At 34.6% G+C, this 18,433-nt stretch carries 14 protein-coding genes and 2 pseudogenes; 10 read left to right on the top strand and 6 right to left on the bottom strand.

Annotated features, from left to right (window positions below; translation table 11 throughout):
* Positions 1-16: 16 nt before the first annotated feature.
* From OOK84_RS00670 to OOK84_RS00660, 3 genes are all read right to left on the bottom strand, one after another.
* Positions 17-502, bottom strand: coding sequence for a hypothetical protein (locus OOK84_RS00670; protein ID WP_236514690.1), 486 nt, complete (start codon positions 500-502; stop codon positions 17-19).
* Positions 503-515: 13 nt separating this feature from the next.
* A complete protein-coding gene (locus OOK84_RS00665; RefSeq protein WP_236514692.1) occupies positions 516-1,724 on the bottom strand; it encodes a DNA modification methylase in 1,209 nt (402 codons plus the stop codon).
* A 112-nt stretch (positions 1,725-1,836) separates the two neighbouring features.
* Positions 1,837-2,301, bottom strand: coding sequence for a crossover junction endodeoxyribonuclease RuvC (locus OOK84_RS00660; protein WP_236514694.1), 465 nt, complete (start codon positions 2,299-2,301; stop codon positions 1,837-1,839).
* Positions 2,302-3,104: 803 nt separating this feature from the next.
* On the opposite strand from OOK84_RS00660, the gene OOK84_RS00655 reads away from it, so the two are divergent.
* The gene (locus tag OOK84_RS00655) at positions 3,105-4,130 is read left to right on the top strand and encodes a virulence RhuM family protein (RefSeq protein ID WP_264731875.1); all 1,026 of its coding nucleotides are present in this window, start codon (positions 3,105-3,107) and stop codon (positions 4,128-4,130) included.
* A 974-nt stretch (positions 4,131-5,104) separates the two neighbouring features.
* Here the strand turns inward: OOK84_RS00655 and OOK84_RS00650 are convergent.
* A complete protein-coding gene (locus OOK84_RS00650) occupies positions 5,105-7,180 on the bottom strand; it encodes an AAA family ATPase (RefSeq protein ID WP_264731873.1) in 2,076 nt (691 codons plus the stop codon).
* 237 nt (positions 7,181-7,417) lie between these two features.
* Here OOK84_RS00650 and OOK84_RS00645 point away from each other — a divergent pair, with 237 nt between their 5' ends.
* From OOK84_RS00645 to OOK84_RS00630, 4 genes and pseudogenes are all read left to right on the top strand, one after another.
* Positions 7,418-7,912: an RNA polymerase sigma factor gene (locus OOK84_RS00645; protein WP_264731871.1), complete on the top strand. Its 495-nt coding sequence runs from the start codon at positions 7,418-7,420 to the stop codon at positions 7,910-7,912.
* 52 nt (positions 7,913-7,964) lie between these two features.
* The gene (locus OOK84_RS00640; RefSeq protein WP_264732619.1) at positions 7,965-8,774 is read left to right on the top strand and encodes an ATP-binding protein; all 810 of its coding nucleotides are present in this window, start codon (positions 7,965-7,967) and stop codon (positions 8,772-8,774) included.
* Positions 8,775-8,796: 22 nt separating this feature from the next.
* Positions 8,797-9,603 (top strand): AAA family ATPase, encoded by an 807-nt coding sequence (locus tag OOK84_RS00635; RefSeq protein WP_264731869.1) that lies wholly within the window; start codon positions 8,797-8,799, stop codon positions 9,601-9,603.
* 32 nt (positions 9,604-9,635) lie between these two features.
* Positions 9,636-10,135, top strand: a pseudogene (locus OOK84_RS00630) (hypothetical protein).
* A gap of 451 nt (positions 10,136-10,586) precedes the next feature.
* On the opposite strand, the gene OOK84_RS00625 reads toward OOK84_RS00630, so the two are convergent.
* Positions 10,587-11,657 (bottom strand): hypothetical protein, encoded by a 1,071-nt coding sequence (locus OOK84_RS00625; RefSeq protein ID WP_264731867.1) that lies wholly within the window; start codon positions 11,655-11,657, stop codon positions 10,587-10,589.
* Complete coding sequence (locus tag OOK84_RS00620) at positions 11,617-12,852, bottom strand: hypothetical protein (RefSeq protein WP_264731865.1); 1,236 nt, start codon at positions 12,850-12,852, stop codon at positions 11,617-11,619. The genes OOK84_RS00625 and OOK84_RS00620 overlap by 41 nt, the downstream gene beginning before the upstream one ends.
* Before the next feature lie 145 nt (positions 12,853-12,997).
* Here OOK84_RS00620 and OOK84_RS00615 point away from each other — a divergent pair, with 145 nt between their 5' ends.
* From OOK84_RS00615 to OOK84_RS00595, 5 genes and pseudogenes are all read left to right on the top strand, one after another.
* Positions 12,998-13,681, top strand: coding sequence for a hypothetical protein (locus OOK84_RS00615; protein ID WP_264731863.1), 684 nt, complete (start codon positions 12,998-13,000; stop codon positions 13,679-13,681).
* A 6-nt stretch (positions 13,682-13,687) separates the two neighbouring features.
* Positions 13,688-15,619, top strand: a complete 1,932-nt coding sequence (locus OOK84_RS00610; RefSeq protein ID WP_264731861.1) for a DUF4815 domain-containing protein — start codon at positions 13,688-13,690, stop codon at positions 15,617-15,619.
* A gap of 9 nt (positions 15,620-15,628) precedes the next feature.
* On the top strand, positions 15,629-16,807 hold the full coding sequence (locus tag OOK84_RS00605; protein ID WP_070356855.1) for a hypothetical protein: 1,179 nt from the start codon (positions 15,629-15,631) through the stop codon (positions 16,805-16,807).
* A gap of 4 nt (positions 16,808-16,811) precedes the next feature.
* Positions 16,812-17,005, top strand: a pseudogene (locus OOK84_RS00600) (hypothetical protein).
* Positions 17,002-18,432 (top strand): hypothetical protein, encoded by a 1,431-nt coding sequence (locus OOK84_RS00595; RefSeq protein WP_264731859.1) that lies wholly within the window; start codon positions 17,002-17,004, stop codon positions 18,430-18,432. Before OOK84_RS00600 ends, OOK84_RS00595 begins: the two are co-directional and overlap by 4 nt.
* Position 18,433 lies beyond the last annotated feature (1 nt).

Genomic DNA, 18,433 nt, shown 5'->3' with positions numbered 1-18,433 from the left:
ATATTCAAAATCTTTTTTATATTTGAAATTTAGTATTAGATAATTCTTGTAATGAGTTTGTAATCTCTTCGGTTAGCGCCATATGAATCTTTTCAGTGTCACTCAGTGATGCAAGCAGTGCTGAAACTCTATTCGGAATATTAAGCAAATTATTACGTACAACTCTTGCTACATTAAATGCTTCGCGCTTTACTTCCTCTAATGCTACAAGTTCACCAATCTCAGCTTTTGCCTTTGCCTCAAGCAGTTTACCTCGTTCCATTTCATTTTTTATTCGAGTTTTTAGCAACATCGTGGAAAGGTTACTTGTATTTTCGTTTTCTGGATTTTTCCTCCTCAGTGGCTGACTTGGATCTCTTATTGCTGCTACCGCTTCATTTGCTTGCTCTCTATTGATCAAATCATCCTCCAACTCAACTATTCCTTTTTTTACTAAATAACAGACATATTGCTTTGATACTCCTAGTTCTTTTGCCCATTCCGTTTGTGTGATCTTTTCCACTTTTTTTGCCCCTTTATTGCTGTTTTTCTTCTTGAATTTGTGCAAAAGTTTTGTCAGTACCAGAAAGAATTGCCTTCCTACCTGTGTATATTTGCCAACGTTTTATGGTTACATCTACAAATTTTGAATCTAGCTCTATTGTTCTGCAAATTCTTCCTGTTCTCTCACATGCAATCAGCGTACTTCCAGAGCCACTAAATGGATCAAGTACAGTATCCCCAGGTCTGCTGCTATTAACTATTGCTTTTTCCATTAGCTCTACTGGCTTCATCGTTGGATGTAGTGTATTGTGCGTTGGCTTATCATAAAACCATAGATCACTTTGATTTCTACCTCCATGCCACTCACGTTTATTACCGCTTTTCCATCCATAGAGCATTGCTTCATATTGTCTCTGATAATCAGATCTGCCTAGTGTAAAATGATTCTTTGCCCAAATGATAAATGTTGACCATTTTCCTCCTGCCTCCTCAAATGCTTTTTGCAACGTTGAAAACTCTGATGATGATATGCAAATGTAAATTGCACCTTTCGTATATGCTAAAATATGGGAACAGATATCGTAGAGAAAAAGTTCGTACTTTTCACCTTGATTATCGTTTAGTATCTTTTTGTCTTGACTGCTACCATAATCAACGTTATACGGAGGATCACAAACAGTAATGTCTGCCATTTTATCATCTAACAGCGCTTTATATGATTCAACTACAGAGCTATCACCACAATAGATTCTATGATCACCTAAAATCCAAAGATCACCTGGTTTTGTTACTTTTTTGTCATCAATAGCTAAGTCAGAAAGATCTTCTTTTTCACTATCTAAATCATCAAGGAAATGTTGAACTTTTTCTAATTCAAATCCAGTCATTTTAAGATCAAACTGTAAATCTTCTAACTCTTGAATTTCTACTTTCAAAAGCTCATCATCCCACTTTGCCCAATTAGCTGATTGATTTGCCAGTAATCGAAAAGCTTTAGTTTGTGGTTCATTTAGATTATCACTTAAGACCACTGGAATACTTTCCATACCAAGTTTTCTTGCTGCTTTAAGTCTTAAATGACCATCAACCACAGTTCCATCGCTTTTTGCAACTATTGGTATACGAAAGCCAAATTCCCTGATTGAAGCACACATTCTATTTACTACGTCATCATTTTTACGTGGATTACGCTCATATTCGACCAGATTTTGAGTAGGATAATAGTGGATTGCTAAATTCATATAATTTAAATCCTTAATAATTAAAAAGTTAATATTCAAAATATCTCTGACGCTAAAGAAGGCCTGGGGTCTGACCCACCAAACCCGCCAGTATGGCCAAAAGGACCCACTTTTACGGTATTTTTAATGTGTTAAAATCTTTACTAAGATTCATAACGTAGAACATTAATGCCAAAGCATCCGCCTCATTATCATCTTTAGGAAAAAACCCTTTTTCACGTATCGCTTCAATAACTTCACTCTTACTTGCATTACCTTTGCCTGTTATAAAGCGTTTTATAGTTTTAACATTAACACCTTGGTAGGGAATATTGTTCTCTTCACACCAAGCAGACAGCACTGCAAGAAAACCACCATAGCAATGAGCTGCATCTGTTCCTAAATGTCTTCTTACTTCCTCAAAGTACACTACAGAAATGTCTTTCAAAGAATTAAGCCAATTACGAAAGTTTAAGAAGCACATACCGCCTCCACTGAAACGACTACCATGAAAACTTTTGCTTCCACTTTCAATTACTCCATCTGTTAGAATTGCCCAGCCCATTTGCTTGCCGAGGTCCAGTGTTAGGATTGACATACTACTTTCTAAAATTAAAAGGACTTATCTATAGCTTGCAGACAAATAAAGTCTTTTGTGGTATAAATTCTTTATATGAAAATGAGTTCTTTAAAGTTGAAAAATCTATTGCTTTTATCATAAAACCACTAAAACATTGACTATAAGTAGCACTGATTCCAAAATATCGTTTGGTTCCTGCAAAATACACTAGCAATTCATAGGTTTTTGTAGGCCAACAACGGAAATTCGAGAATTATGTGCTACTGCAGAAAGTTGTTTTCTTGTTATATATATTCACCAAAATTACGAAAACTGTTCAATTTTTTTTTATTTGCAAAGTACAAAAATCGTATTAGACTTATATAAAGGTTTGTTCTATAGTAGTAAGGTTATTGACAATGCCATTTAATTAAGTTTTAAAGGGTGTTATATGCGTTCTTTGGTGAAGTGCTGTTTTATACTATCCATAGAATCACATCTAGCTTTAAAACGAAGTTTTTATCTCATCTAAAAAAATATAAATTCTCAAGCTTACCAAATTTCCTTTCTACTAAATGTCTGTTTGTTAGTGGTAGGATTGACATTTTCTTGAAGCTCTCGTACTTAAAGCGCATCTACCTCGTTGAAACAATGCCCTTCTATTATATATATACCGGATTTCTTACTACTTTTTCCGGAAATTTTTCAAAAAAGTTTAAATAATTTCAAAACTGCTTATCAGCTAAAGAATAAAGTAGATAGTTCTCTATTTTTAGAGTTTTACAGTTGCTTGTCTTTTTTACAAATAACCTATATGCTACTTGAAGTAAGGTAGAGTAGATATGATAATAAATGAAAACGAAATTTTATTATATACAACTCCAGATGGAGACGTGAGAATTGATGTTTTGTATCGAGATGAAAACATTTGGCTTACACAAAAAAGAATGGCGGAGTTGTTTGATGTTAATATTAGAACAATTAGTGAGCATTTACAGAACATATTTGCTAGTCAAGAGTTAGATAAAGATTCAGTTATCCGGATTTTCCGGAATACTGCTGAAGATGGTAAACAGTACCCTACACAATTTTATAATTTGGATGCAATTATAGCTATTGGTTATCGAGTTAATTCTAAAAAGGCTACATCTTTCAGAGTATGGGCTACAAAAATTTTGAGAGATTTCATCATCAAAGGATTTGCATTAGATAGCGAACGGCTAAAAAACGGCCCAAAGTTTGGTAAAGACTACTTCAATGAATTACTTGAAAAAATCAGGGAAATACGAGCATCCGAACGTAGGTTTTACCAGAAGATTACCGACATTTATGCTGAATGCTCTGCAGACTATGATCCAAATTCAGAAATAACAAAACAATTTTATGCAAAAGTACAGAATAAATTATATTGGGCGATTTATGGCCTGACTGCAGCAGAGCTAATATATTCTCGAGTTGACCACAAAAAACCAAATATGGGGCTAACTACATGGAAAGATGGTCCTGGCAACAAAATTCATAAGAGTGATGTGAGTACTGCAAAAAACTACTTGACTGAAAAAGAGTTGAGTGAACTAAATCATATTGTTTCGATGTATCTAGATTATGCGGAACTTCAAGCAAGAAAGCATCGGCTAATGAAAATGCAGAATTGGGTTGAAAAATTGGATGCATTTTTATTGTTCAATGATTATGAAGTGCTTAAAGATGCTGGTAAAGTTAGTGCTGAAGTTGCAAAAGCTCTAGCTGAAGGAGAATACGAAAAGTACAGAGTTGTACAGGACAAATTACATGAATCTGATTTTGATGAATTAATTAAAGCAAGTAAAGAAAGTGAGAAAATAACTACAATAAAAACCAGCTTGTAGTTGAGCTATCTGTGTTTGACATCTTGCTTTTATTTTAATTTCAAGGGGGGTGAAAAATTGTCCCCACCCTTTAGAAAGCCCTATCTACCAATAAATAGTGAAAACACAAATCTTTGTCTCCATTATACGCGATAAAATTGGAGACGTAAATAAATAAATTTAGATCTTTGTCTCCATTTTAAGCAGTTTACGAGCTCAGTAGCTTATGTTTATGGCAGCAACTTTTTTCCTTTAGCTTCATCTACAAATTATTTATAGAGATTACCTAAAGACTCAACTTAAGAATTTTAGATAAAAGTCGTTATATCTCAATAAGACCTCCAAAACCAGCTCTTGTTTCACCTAAATTACAAAAACTTTTCACTTTTTTGAAAAAAATGTTTTACAACGAATAAAAAGCGTGATAGGGTACAATGGTTTTTTTTTATAACAAGTAAAACTTTAAAGCAAGAGATAATTTAGAGATGCCTCATAATCAAGTTTTAAGCTACCCTAGGTGAGTAACTTAGGTCTTGGTGGAATTATACCCTGAGGTTGTAGAATCGCTTTAAAACCCAATTACGGTTCATTTGTTTTTTCTGAGCATTGTCTTTCATTTCTTTTATCAGATAATTTTGAAAGAGAGCTTTACACGTATCCATAGCTTATTATTGTAGACTGGTTAGTAACCGAACAGAGTAGTATGTTTTAAAGTCATACTACTATATTATTATTATATAATAATAGGAAATTTTGGAAACTGGAGACTGGTCAAAACCCCGCAATACTCCTAAGCTTTTTGCCACCTAAACCAGATTACAGCTCAGAAATCTGTCAACCATTAAACCATTGAAAATCTGGCATTTTTTTACTACCAGAAAGTACCAGATCTCATAAACTGCACCAGATTCTGCCAAGACTGAAGAGTTCTGGAGTCTGAAATAATCAATATACTTCGTAAGTAACCTTATTACTGTAGATGATATAGAAGAGATCTAATTATAGTAAAGCCAAATGTTTGAATCTTCAACTGGCATAATACTGCCATATTCTGGCGATTTATAATCGGTTGGTAAAATCTTCTCATATACTGTAATATCCTTATTTAGTTGGTTTGTAACTTTCTTTTCCATATCTTCAACACAAAGTATCCCATATTTACTTCTTTCAGCATTTTTATCATTCCTGTTAAACTTAATGTAACCTTTTGCAGCAAGAACATCAATGCGTTCACGAATGGAGTTTTTACTACCAAGACCTGCTTTATTTTCAAATACCTCACAGAATGTATTGATTGTATATACTTTCCCTCTATTTCTCGCCTCGTCGTAAATTAATTGCAGTATAATATCATATCTACGAGAACGCTCTGCATCTAATTTTTGTCCATAATCTTTATGTATCAGTCTCTGTGACTCATAATCAAGTATTTGCCAGCAGTTATCGATTTTATCAACACATTTTGATGGAATAGCATGACCATTACGTAATTCAAACATCAGTTGACGACTACTCTGCCGTTCATCTGGCTTAAACATTATCATTCCCGTAGTATAAAAGCTTCTTAATGAACCAGCACCACTGAAACTCTGAAAAGGATCTTCTTCTAATGATTTCTTTTGCATCTTCTTCGTGTGATGTACTAAAATGACTCCTGCATTCGGATTAACTAACTCTCTCAATTTTTCAACTCTTTCTTGCAGGAAAAATAGCATAGCATTATTATCATTTTCACTACTGTTCTCGCCAGCATCAAAAACGTTAAGTAGTGGATCAATAGCTATAATATCAACTGTATTTGAACCAAATGATTTTTTTATTTCACCAAGAACTTCATCTATACTATTATCATTTAAGAGTAGCTTTGTTTGAGGTGTAATGACTAAGTTATCCAAAGCAATCTCAAGCAGTTCTTCATTGATTTTTAGTTGCTGTAGACGTTCACGCATATAGTGGTAGCCAATTTCAGTTTGAAGATAAAAGATTCTTAAAGGCCTTTTAGGTACCATATCAAGAAATTGAGCTCCTGCTGCCATGTAAATTAGCCAAGAAATTAAAAAGTCACTTTTTCCTACTTTAGGTGCTCCAGCAAACACTAAAAGTCCACTTGGAGTTAAAATTCGAGGAGCAACTATATCTTCTGGCATCGGTGATTTATCGTTAAAGTATTGCCTTGCAGAAAATGAAATCAAACTTTTTGTACTTAGAGTATTAGTAGTAAGTGCAGTTGAAGCTAAAAATTCTTTAACATTTATTCCTTCCTCTACACAATCTGCAGCATCCCAGCCTTTTGTTTTATTTTGTGGAATATTAAGAACAACAAGTGATTCAACTCCGATTTCTAAAAGCTTTTTTTCAGCATTTTTAGCATATTTCTTACCTGCTTCATCATTATCTGGCCATATAATAATGTGTTTACCTTTTAGCGGAGTCCAATCAGTTTTCTCAATAGGTGCATTTGCTCCAGACATCGCTGTTGTTGCAGTTATTCCCTTCTCTATCAGCGCTTCTGCACATTTTTCCCCTTCCACCAGAACAATTTTATCAGACTTTAAGATTTCTGGAATATTATATAGAGGCCTTATTTCTGGTGATGCAAACTTAGATTGTTTGATATCAAAAGGCTTGTATACTTTTTTCTTTCCAGGAGGATCAGAACGATAAACTTTTACAATCACCTGACCATTTTCATCATAATAATTCCAACTTTGGGTAATGAATTTCTCAAAGTCTTCATCAACATATTGTTTCTCTCTGTATTTTTTATTATTTCCGAGCCATTCACTTATTGAAGCTATTACCTCAGGAAACTCTGTCCTTGCATTCTTTCTATGCACAGCTGCCCAAAGGTCGATAATGTCACCACCTTCTCCAGTTGCAAAATCATTCCATAATCCTGCTCTACTGCCACTTAGTTCTACTCTTAAACTTTGTCCTTTGTTACCATGCACATCACCTATTCGAAATTCATCACCATGAAAGGTCCCATTGGGGAAAAGGTAAGAAAGACAAGATCTTAAATTCAACAATAGTTGTGCTTTAATCTCTGGAACATTGTATGAAACACTCATAATTAACCTTTAAACTATAAATTCGGAGTCTTGTTCTATATATTCACCGGATTTACAAAAACTGTTCAGTTCGTAGGTGTATTGTCTGATCAAAGTTTTGAGTGTCTGAGGTTTGAAAAAAGATTCCAGGTTTTCAGAGGGTAAAAAACTCACGATTGTCTGAGGTATTTTTTTCATGTCCTACAATATTTACTAAGAAAGTTTCATCCTTAAGTCTTTCATTTAAGGATACATCTTATGAAATCTCGAAACTCTTATTCAGGTATTGATCCTAAAGTTGTTAATTTAATAAAATTTTACGCAAAACATTATAAGTCGCTTACTGATCAAGATATTGAAGACATAGAACAAGACCTCTTCTGTGAGTTTCTTTCATGCATAGATCAGTATGATAAAACTAAGGGCAGTCTTTCCACTTTCGCTAAGCAAGTTGTTAAAAATCGTATTAATAATCTAGTCCGTAAACACTCACGTACTACTCCTAAACTTGAAAATAATGTGCAACAGGAAAGTTACTGTTTTGAAGATGAAGCGATACTACGTATTGATGTTGAGCAAATTATTTCAAAATTACCAAAGAAATGGCAAGTTTTATGTGAACAATTAAAACACCACAGCATTGCTGAAGTTGCAGATATGAACAATATATCACGGACTACTTTGTACAACATTCTCAAGAAAATGCGATCTAAATTTGCATCTCTTTATGAAAAAAAATACAAAAAAAAGTGAACAGTTTTTTGAAATTTGGTGAATTTATATATAAGTGCATACAGGTAAAAATATGAAAATAGTAAATAGTGAAGAAAGAGCAAAAATGGTCACAGGTGTGAAGGTAGTAATCTTCGGACCTTATGGAATTGGCAAGACCAGTCTGCTCAAAACCATCGATGAATCAACAACACTCTGTCTTGATTTTGAAGCAGGACTTCTAGCTGTACAAGACTGGAAAGGAGATTCAACTGAGATTCGCACTTGGAATGAGGCCAGAGACATTGCTTGCCTAATTGGTGGTCCTAATCCTGCATTAAGGTCTGATCAGGCGTATAGTCAAAAACACTATGAGCATGTCTGTAGCAAGCACAAAGATCTTCTTTCTGAGGTTTCTAAATACCGCTCTATTTTTATTGATAGCATAACTGTTGCATCACGTTTATGTTTTTCATGGGCCAGAATGCAACCTGAAGCTTTTTCAGATAGATCAGGAAGAGAAGATAAAAGAGCTGCCTATGGATTACTTGCTCAAGAGATGATGGCTTGGCTCAATCAATTTCAACATATCAGAGACAAAGACATCATCATAGTTGGCACCTTAGGTCAATATCTTGATGACTGCAATCGTTCAACCTGGCTACCTCAATGTGAAGGGGCTAAAACTGCCAGTGAGATTCCCGGCATTGTTGATGAAGTGATTAGTATGGTTGGAATTAAGAAAGATGATGGAACAGAGAAACGTTCATTTGTCTGTCAGACTATTAACTCTTGGGGATATCCAGCTAAAGATCGAAGTGGCTGCCTAAATATGGTTGAAGAACCGCATTTAGGTAAATTACTTGCAAAAATTAAAGCCAAAACCTTGGCTTCTGTTGCCTAAATTTAATTTTAAAAGGAGTAATATGGAACAAAGCTTTTTCAACATCGGTCAAAAAGTCCCTTTTTATAGCGTAAAGGAATATTTAAGTGATCAAACGCCAATACCAGAGGATATAATCTCACCAAGAATTTTAACGAAAAGAGGTCTATTGGTACTGGGTGGCCCACCTAAAATCGGCAAAAGTGACTTTTTGATCTCTTGGCTTGTCCATATGGCTGCTGGTAGATCATTTCTCGGTATGACACCAAATAGACCTTTGAAAATTTTCTACATGCAAACTGAAATTGAATATGAATATATGAAAGAACGTTTGCAACAACTTCGACTGGATAACGAACTTTTGGACATAGCTGCCAATAACTTAATTATCACACCAAGAGTGCAATTATCATTCAATAGTGAAGAAATAGATGAAATTAAAAATACTGTCAAAGAACGTTTTAAGCCTGATATTATTGCGATTGATCCTCTTCGTAACATTTTTAACTCAAGTGAATATGGTAATGAAAATGACAACAGCGCTATGCTATTCTTTTTGCAAAAAACGCTTGAAAAACTGAGGAACATTATTAATCCAGATGCAGGTATAATCCTCACCCACCACACAAAAAAACTGTCCAAAAAGATGCTGGAAGAAGATCCATTTCAAGGCTTAAGCGGTGCTGGTTCTTTGAGGGGATTTTATAGTACTGGTATGGTGATGTTTACTCATGATGAGGAGAGTACTGTACGTCAGATAGTATTTGAACTGCGCAATGGTGAACGTGTAGCAAGCAAGCTTGTTGATAAGATACATGGTCATTGGCAGCTTGTAGACCAATGGAGTTGATTCTTTTTTTTACTTAATTTATAGGGAACAATATGCTAACAGATTTTTTAACTGATTTTAATACTGCAAAATTACAGAGTAATTTAATACCAAAAGGTACAATAGTCAAGGTAAAAATGGCAATTAAACCAGGAGGTTATGAAAATTGGTTCACTAAAAGCTATACTACTGGCAGCATCTATTTAAACGCTGAATTTACTGTCACTGACGGTCCATATGCAAAACGTAAGATTTTTCAAGTAATTGGCATTAAAAGTGGCAAAGCAAGAGTTGAAGGAGAAGATACTTGGGGAGAATCTGGTCGTTCCATGCTTAGAAGCATTTTGGAGTCAGCACGGAATATTCATGCACATGACACTTCAGAAAAAGCAGTTATTGCTAGAAAAGTCAACTCTATAGCTGATTTTAACGGGTTAGAATTTACTGCAAAGTTGGTATTGAAGCTGATCGATATGGAGAAAAAAACAAGATTGCTACGGTTATTACTCAAGAGCAACATCAAAATACTGAGCGTGATTGGATACCTTTCTAAAGCTGCTGTGTTTATTTGAAATAATTTTTATAGATGAATAAATCCCAAAAAACACTATTGATTTAAAGAATGTCTGTCTTATTTATCGCCTGGTATTAGTGATATGAATGCTGAACAACAGGTTTCTAAAGATAAAAACGGGGATATAGCTGAATTTTTGAGTTCAATTATAAGTGACATAAACCTTGTTAAATTACTAAACATAAAGGAACCATACGCTGGAAGAGAGAATATGATACTGTTTTACAGTTAATTAATGAGGAAGGGACGCTTTTTTACTAAAACCCAATTTTGCTATTTTTTTGAATGGTCTTAAGAGTCATCATTCTATTCTTAGATATATTAATGCCTTAGTTACTGAAGGTTATATAAAATTTCGTGAAAAAGAAGTACCAAGAAATAACAGACGCGTTAAAGTTATGTTACCATTAGACTGTTTTTAGCAATAGGGCTAGCTAGCACTTAAGTTAATGGTAGATGGATTAAGCCGATAGCCTGACCAGTTACATGCTTGTATCACATCATCGCGTTTTATATTTAGTCCCAAGGTGCCAGCTAGCTTTTCTGCTATTGTTTTTTGCATTCTATTAAGAGGTCTGCGTACTTGCTGTTCTGGGTCTTCAATACCTAAACTATCTGCTATTTGAATGATACTAAGAAATTTATATTCTTTAGCTGCTTCCAAATCACGCAAAAATTGTTTAAGTAATACTCTAAAGATGCGGATGCTTGAAGTTGCTTGTTTGCCTATAATTTCAACGTCATTAACATAAATAGTATTATCTTCAACTTTTAATCGCAGTATCTTTTTTTCTGGGAGAGTTGTTTCTTGCAGTGGAACATAAGGGAATGCTTGAAAAGAAACGTTAGGTAATAATTCTGGTACTCCTTTTTCAACTGCTTCGCTTAGTATTTGATTTAGAGTTTGATGTTCACAAATTAAATCAGCCATGGAAACAGTGTATAGGCTTAACAATATTTTTAAGTCTTCTTTTCCAAAAGTTATAAGAACAGCAACATTAGTTCTTAATCTATCTACAGTTAAATATGACTTATCAGTACATAAAGCTGGTATGATAATGCTTACTATTTTACTTTTAAAGCTTATATGATATATTCCATCTACTGCCTTTTCCCATATAAGACCTATCAATAATTTTTCAAACCAATTTATAATTTTTTCCGTATTGAGTTTAATTGAAAGCACAAGATAACGCTGTTTTTTATAAGTATCAGGAAAAATATCACGACCACAATCCTCGCAAGCTAGATCATTACAATCTTCATCAAAACCATGAGGAATGATAACCTCATTTTTGCAATAAGGATTTTGTATATTTGGAAAATCAAGATCTAAATCATTAGCGCAAACAACGAAATAATACTTCTCAAGCTTAACAAAATCAAGCTGACTGAGATACTCTGCAACCTCTATATAGTTTTCGTCAGGATTTACCCAGGACCTGTTTACTAACATAGTATCAATATCTTGAGAGTGTTTTCGACAAAACGGTAATTCCATAGCTATCTCTAATTAAAGACTTAAAATCATCTCGTTCTTTTCTATTGAGAACATATTCTGAGTAATCAATTTCTATATAATTTGCGTATTGCGTGTCTGTCTGAAAGGATAAAGTAACTTTTTTACTTTTGAACAATACTTTGATATGCTGAACAAGCGAAACATCATGCAGTACACTACCAACCGAAGGCTCTATTTTCTGCAACCACTCTTCAATATTATCTGTGTTTAACGTAAGATTGGTTTTAGATTTAGATGGACCAAACTTTAATTCAAATAGGTGAATATCAGGTACATGTTGTTTTACACAGTCATTCAAAAAAGTCCTTACTTGTGCTGTTGTATTTTGGTGGCGCATGTTAGTAAATGAACATTCTTGCTGAAAATAACAGCTTACTATTCTATTTGCTATTTTTAATCCTTGATCAAAACTTTGAATAGATAGGTTTACTTGGTTAGCGTTTAAAGCAAAGTCAATAATAATTCTACTAGGTTTATAACCGTGTATTACCTTATTTGAACTGATTAATAAATCCTCATCTTTACTAGCACGTCGTATAAATAAGTAAATACTATTTTGGTAGTAAAAGAGTTCTTGAAACTGACTTTCAAAACTATCATTTTCTGAGAGATCATGCTGTTTTAATATTTCCTGTATTGTACTTTTTGATAAAAAATCCTTAAATGAAGTGGGCTTTTGTCTTGGAGAATTTTTTAATATGAAAGGTAAAAACCCTTTTTTTTGTACTTGATTAAAGCAGAAAATTTGTTTCAGCAAGTTATGATTAGTTATAAAGAGAGTAAACAACAAGGACTTTTTGTCATATTTATTATTTTGCAACAGAAATGATTTCAGAAGATCTTGGCTTAACACAGACCGTGCTACTTCAGCTATAGTTGTTTCTGATTTTGCACGACTAAAACGATTGACTAAGTAATAATCAAACAGAGATTCAGAAATTTTAGTAAGCATTTTACGCTTTTGCTGAGTTGAAATATCATCGCATTTTTCGTGGTCTTTAAATAATTGCCTATTTTGCTTATTCTGAAAATAATGGTTAAAAATCACACTTAATTGTCTACCAGAAAGAGAATTAAGCCAACTTTCACGTAAACTTGGATTCTGAAAGTCCTTAAGCAAAAAGGATACTGGCATTTCTAAATTACTTTCCCAAAATTCCTCACTAGCTATCATATATCTAAAAGCAAATATGTTATGTCTAAAATAGATTAAAGATTAGTCAACAAAAATTTATTATGAAAAAAAGAAGAATTTTCTTAAAAAAACTGAACAGTTTTTGTAATTTTGGTGAATATATATACAGGAGTCAAATTTTCAAATGTCAATTCTTACACAATCAGGTCGAGCAGCAATAGCCGCAAGCATAAAAGAGCAGCCGATACATCTTGCCTGGGGCAGTGGTGATGCAAATTGGGAAAGTAGCCATCAGGTCGCAAAGGTCTTTATTGAAGGTGAAATAGCTCTAGATCACCACACTATTAAAGATGTAAGGGTTTTTACAGGACAAACAGTGTATCAGTCAAGTGTTGACTATACAGTTGATAGCAGTACTGGTGTAATAAAACGTACGGAAAATAGCTCTATCACGGCAAATAGTGCAGTTACTGTAGAATATACTCAAAGCACACCACCTGAATCTATAAATTCTATAAAGCTCTTGAATGAACTTGGCAGACGTACTGCAGATGAAGTGCTATTCTGTACAGGTGATGAGAATGGAGAGCTTTTGACTCCAACAGGGAGGTTTAACCCTTCTAATGTACCAACTAATAACTTATATCTTAAATTTAACTTCGATTTCAACGATGCTGCAAATCAAGTAATAAGAGAGCTTGGAGTTATGGTTGGTACAAAGGTGGTAGAAAAATTGCCTCCTGGACAGAGATATTTTGAACCTCAAGATATAGAAGACCCAGGGATCTTATTAGTTTTAGAACATACCGTACCACTTATCAGAACATCTGCAACTCGGGAAACTTTTTCATTTGTTGTAACTTTTTGAAACAAAATGACTTTAAACACCTATTATAACCGCTTTAATCCTGACAAAGAATATGAGAAAAGCTTATTTCTTGCAGGAAGAGGTCTACAGTCAGCAGAATTAAATGAGACTCAGGAGTATGCTCTCTCTAAGCTTAAAGGCATAGGTGATGCAATATTTCGTGATGGTGATGTTATAACAGGAAGCAATTGTATCATAGATGGAGAAACTGGTAAAGTTACACTTGAAGGAGGAAAAATCTATCTTCGTGGAGCAGTTAGAAAAGTAGAAGCAAAAGAGTTTGTTATTCCACTGAGTACCACAGTGCGTATCGGTGTTTATTATCTAGAATCTACGATTACAGAACTTGAGGATGAAAATCTTCGTGATCCTGCTGTTGGTACAAGAAATTATCAGGAAGTAGGAGCAGCAAGACTTAAAGTTTCTACCATTTGGGGTTATCAATCTGAAGGTGTTTCTTCCCCTTTTTCTGTAAATGGAGAATTTTATCCAATTTATAACATTGAAAATGGAGTATTAATAGAACATTCACCGCCACCACAAGCAAATATAGTAACTACTGCTCTTGCTCGTTATGACAAAGAAGCCAATGGTTCCTATGTCGTAAATGGTCTTGAAGTAATGTTCCTGCAAAAGGAAGAGGGAGAAGGAGGAAAAAAAATATTTGTGATTAATGAGGGTAAAGCTCATGTTGATGGCTATGAGATTGAACTTCCTCACAGTATGCGTGTTTCTTTTGATGACGATCCAGATATAAAATCAGTTGAATCAGAACCACATACTTTTCAGCCAAATAGCCAAAGAGTAATGGAACTTAAAGTTAATGATTTTCCAATAAGTGAAATTAAAAAAGTAGATATAACTGTTCAAAAAACCATTACCATTACTCATGGTTCATATTCAGGAGCTGTTGATCCAATACCTGACTCTGCAGTACTTGAGATTATTCAAATTAAACAAGGCAATGTTATTTATGAAAATAGTATAGACTATAAGTTAAATGCAGGAAACGTTGATTGGTCATTACCAGGTAAAGAGCCAGCTCCTGGAAGTAGTTATCAAATAACTTACCGCTGTCGTACTCATGTAAGCCCTGAAGATATAAGTGAACAGGGATGCAAAGTAAAAGGAGCAGTTGATAACAGCTTGGTTCTGATTGATTACACCTGGAAAATGCCCCGCTATGATTTAATTACTATCGATAGCAAAGGGGTGGTAAGAAGAATAAAAGGTATAGCTCACCCTTGGCGACCATCAATGCCTAAAGCACCTAGCGGACAACTTTTGCTCTGCTACATTCATCAGACGTGGAAAAAAGGCGAAGGGGTAAAAATAGTGAATAATGCTATTCATGCTGTACCGATGAATGAGCTTGAAGCAATGAAAAAAGGAATAAATGATCTTTATGCACTTGTTGCACAGGAGCGTTTACGCAATGATGCAAATTCAAGAGAACCTACCACCAAGAAAGGAGTATTTGTTGATTCGTTCTTTGATGATGATATGCGTGATCAAGGAATTTCGCAGTCTGCAGCAATAGTAAACAAAGAATTAATTTTACCTATAGATGTGGAAATTATTGATGTTGAAAGAGGTAAAGAACCTTATCTTTTACCTTATAAACTTGAACCGGTACTGGAGCAGCTTTTACAGACTAAAGGAGAAAAGATCAATCCATATCAAGCTTTTGACCCAGTCCCGGCAAAAGTTACCATGAACAAAAATATAGATCACTGGACGGAGGTTACTACGAATTGGAAAAGTCCAGTAACCAGAGTGTTTAATGTTAAAGAAACAACAGAGCTGCTGTCAAGTACCTCATACGAAACTGAATTTATGCGAGAAGCAACTCAAAATTTTGAGATTGAAGGTTTTGCAACTGGTGAAAAGCTTAAGGAAGTAAAATTTGATGGCCTAAGCATTCAACCCATACCATAGAGGAAAAAAGTGGAAAATCAAGGACGAATAAGTGGAAAGATAAAAATCCCAGCAAACATTCCAGCAGGTACTAAATTAGTACAGTTTTATGGGGATAAAGGAAGCTATGGAGAGGCAACTTATACTGGTAAAAAAACTATTACCATAGAAGAAAGAAGAAGAGTGATCGCAGCAAGACGAGTTGATCCTTTAGCCCAAACATTTACGCTAAATGAGAGCAGACACATAGGAGGCGTGGAGCTATGGTTTGTAAATAAAGGCAAAAAACGTGTTGTTGTTCAGATTAGAGAAACAGCAGTGGGAATGCCCTCGCAGACTGTCATTGCTGAAAGCTATATTGAGCCAAAAGATATAAAGATAGATGGCACAGCAACACGTATAACTTGGTCTCCTGTCTGGTGTGAATCTAGCAGAGAATATGCAATAGTTTTGCTAACCGATGATGCAGATACAGCAGTAAAAATAGCAGAGCTTGGCAAATATGATGTAGTAAATAGCCGCTGGGTAACGAGTCAGCCATATCAAGTAGGAGTATTACTATCATCAAGTAATGCAAGTACCTGGACTCCGCATCAAAATTTAGATTTAACGTTTCGACTACTAGCTGCAAAATTTAGTGAAAATTCTCATGTTATTGATCTTGGTAAAGTCACTGCAAACAACGTATCAGATTTAATAGTTTTAACAAATGTTGAAAAAGTAGCATTTGATACCAATGTAGAATTTATCTTAACAGATGAAGAAGGGAAAGAAAACTTTTTGTCTGATAATTTGCCGCTCGCGCTGCGTGAAAGACTATCTGGAGAGTTAACAGTAAAGGCAAATTTAAAAGGTGCAAAAGAAAAAAGTCCTGTTCTCTATCCTGGGTTACAGCTAGTTCTAGGTAATCTTTCAGAGTCCGGAGATTATGTTACAAGGAGCATTACAGCAGGAGCTAACACTAAGATAACAATTACCTATGATGCGCTAATACCTGGCACTGCAGATGTTAAAGCATATGTGGAACAAAGCGTCAAAGGATGGCAATTAGTAAATTTAACATCAGGAAAACCTATTGGGGAAAATTGGGTGGAGAGAACTCATGTACTAACAAACTTTAATAGCAATGAAACAAGGGTAAAATTGGTTTTAAGTGGAACGGTTATTTATCGGCCAAAGGTAAAAAACTTGCGGGTTGTTATAACGTAAGAAAATGCCAAATGATGAAACGAGGCGCGGATATCCGCGCCACACCCAGAGAATATTGCAGTGGAAGATGTAGTACGTATTCGCAGAGCTATAGAAAAAGTAGATGAGGATATGAGTAATAGAGAAAATAAACATAATCAACTTAAAAGTAATTTTGAACGATTTAGATTTGAAACTTTTTTGAATTTTTGGGAATGAAAGAAGCAATAGAAGCGTTACATCAAAGGATAAAGGATTTAGCAGTAAGTAGCACACCTGATCAACTGGCATATCTTGCAAAATCGCTGGAATTGATAGCAGATAAAAAAGCTATTTCTGATATTGCGCAAATGACTAAAGTAAAAGAAATAATTGATGCACTACAAAAGAGGCTTAAGGATTTAGCAGAAAACAGTACACCAGATCAATTAGCATATCTTGCTAAAGCATTGGAATCAATAATCGACAAAAGTGCAGTTTCTGAAATTGTACAGATGACAGATGGTAAGCTAAAAGAACTTCTTGATAGTGCAAAAAAACACTTAACTGATCTGGATAATAAAAAAGCTAGTTCTTTAGCAGTGATCTCTGAATCAGAGAAGCAGTTATTAAAGAGAATTGATGAAAAAGGAACAACAAATTTATCGCTACTTGATACGAGAAAGAATGCCAATATTGCAGCAATAAATAGCATTAGTAACAGTCATAAAGATGGTCTTAAAGGTTTAGTGAATAACTTCCGTACTGTTAATGATGTGCCAAGTGGCTCATCAATTATTAGGGAAATAGAAACTCGAATTGAAAACATCCTGAATGAGGTAAAAACTCGGGATGAACAGTTAAAAGCGTCTCTTATAAATGAAATAAGAAAGCGCAACATGGTTGAACCAGGGTCATTACCTTTCTTATTTGGTGTACTTGGCAGAAAAAATAATTATTTTGGCCACGGAACTTTTACGACAGAGCTTGGAAAGTGGAGTAGTGATATAACAAAAACTGACTATATGTTACAACTACTAGCAGGTAGCCATACGTACAATACAGATTACGTTAGTTTTTATCGGCCAAGACAACTAAGTTTTATAGAGGGAAGTAAAGGAACATTTATTTACGGAGAGTTATGCACAAAAAGTTTTTCGGGTAGTTATGATGAGATATACTATTACCCGTATGCTGCACTTGGAGTAGTATTTGTAAAAAATACAACCAATGTGAACATAAATAAGACAATGGAATTTGTTGGATCATCGTATTCGAGTACGGAGTATGGGGGAGCAGGATTATTTGTGGGAACTCCTGATAACACTAATTCTAATAAATCAAGTATTTCAAAAATAGTATGGAAAAATGTTTACCAATACACGAGTTCTGATAGCAAGTTAGCCGGATCTGGTAATGTGGAGATTCCAGCAGGAAAAACAGTTGCAATATTACTTTACACATCATCTTATCTGTATTCCAGAACACAAGTTAGTCAAGGTATGCTTGCATCAAATTATGTACACAACTATGGTCAATTTATTCAGTGGGGGATTTATAACATACGTAGCAATTTTCTCACCACAGGGCTTGAGGTAGATGTGGAAAGGACGCTCAGGGCTTGGCAATGTCCAGGATTATCTAACACGTATGAGATTTGGAGGTAAC

Source organism: Wolbachia endosymbiont (group A) of Sphaerophoria taeniata (assembly GCF_947250735.1).
Classification (GTDB): domain Bacteria; phylum Pseudomonadota; class Alphaproteobacteria; order Rickettsiales; family Anaplasmataceae; genus Wolbachia.
Note: the sequence above shows the minus strand (reverse complement) of the source record. Positions and strands in the feature narration are given on the sequence as shown.

Coding starts and splice junctions, on each gene's coding strand:
- OOK84_RS00665 (WP_236514692.1), bottom strand. CDS start 1,724: ATGAATTTAGCAATCCACTATTATCCTACTCAAAATCTGGTCGAATAT.
- OOK84_RS00660 (WP_236514694.1), bottom strand. CDS start 2,301: ATGTCAATCCTAACACTGGACCTCGGCAAGCAAATGGGCTGGGCAATT.
- OOK84_RS00655 (WP_264731875.1), top strand. CDS start 3,105: ATGATAATAAATGAAAACGAAATTTTATTATATACAACTCCAGATGGA.
- OOK84_RS00650 (WP_264731873.1), bottom strand. CDS start 7,180: ATGAGTGTTTCATACAATGTTCCAGAGATTAAAGCACAACTATTGTTG.
- OOK84_RS00645 (WP_264731871.1), top strand. CDS start 7,418: ATGAAATCTCGAAACTCTTATTCAGGTATTGATCCTAAAGTTGTTAAT.
- OOK84_RS00640 (WP_264732619.1), top strand. CDS start 7,965: ATGAAAATAGTAAATAGTGAAGAAAGAGCAAAAATGGTCACAGGTGTG.
- OOK84_RS00635 (WP_264731869.1), top strand. CDS start 8,797: ATGGAACAAAGCTTTTTCAACATCGGTCAAAAAGTCCCTTTTTATAGC.
- OOK84_RS00625 (WP_264731867.1), bottom strand. CDS start 11,657: ATGGAATTACCGTTTTGTCGAAAACACTCTCAAGATATTGATACTATG.
- OOK84_RS00620 (WP_264731865.1), bottom strand. CDS start 12,852: ATGATAGCTAGTGAGGAATTTTGGGAAAGTAATTTAGAAATGCCAGTA.
- OOK84_RS00615 (WP_264731863.1), top strand. CDS start 12,998: ATGTCAATTCTTACACAATCAGGTCGAGCAGCAATAGCCGCAAGCATA.
- OOK84_RS00610 (WP_264731861.1), top strand. CDS start 13,688: ATGACTTTAAACACCTATTATAACCGCTTTAATCCTGACAAAGAATAT.
- OOK84_RS00595 (WP_264731859.1), top strand. CDS start 17,002: ATGAAAGAAGCAATAGAAGCGTTACATCAAAGGATAAAGGATTTAGCA.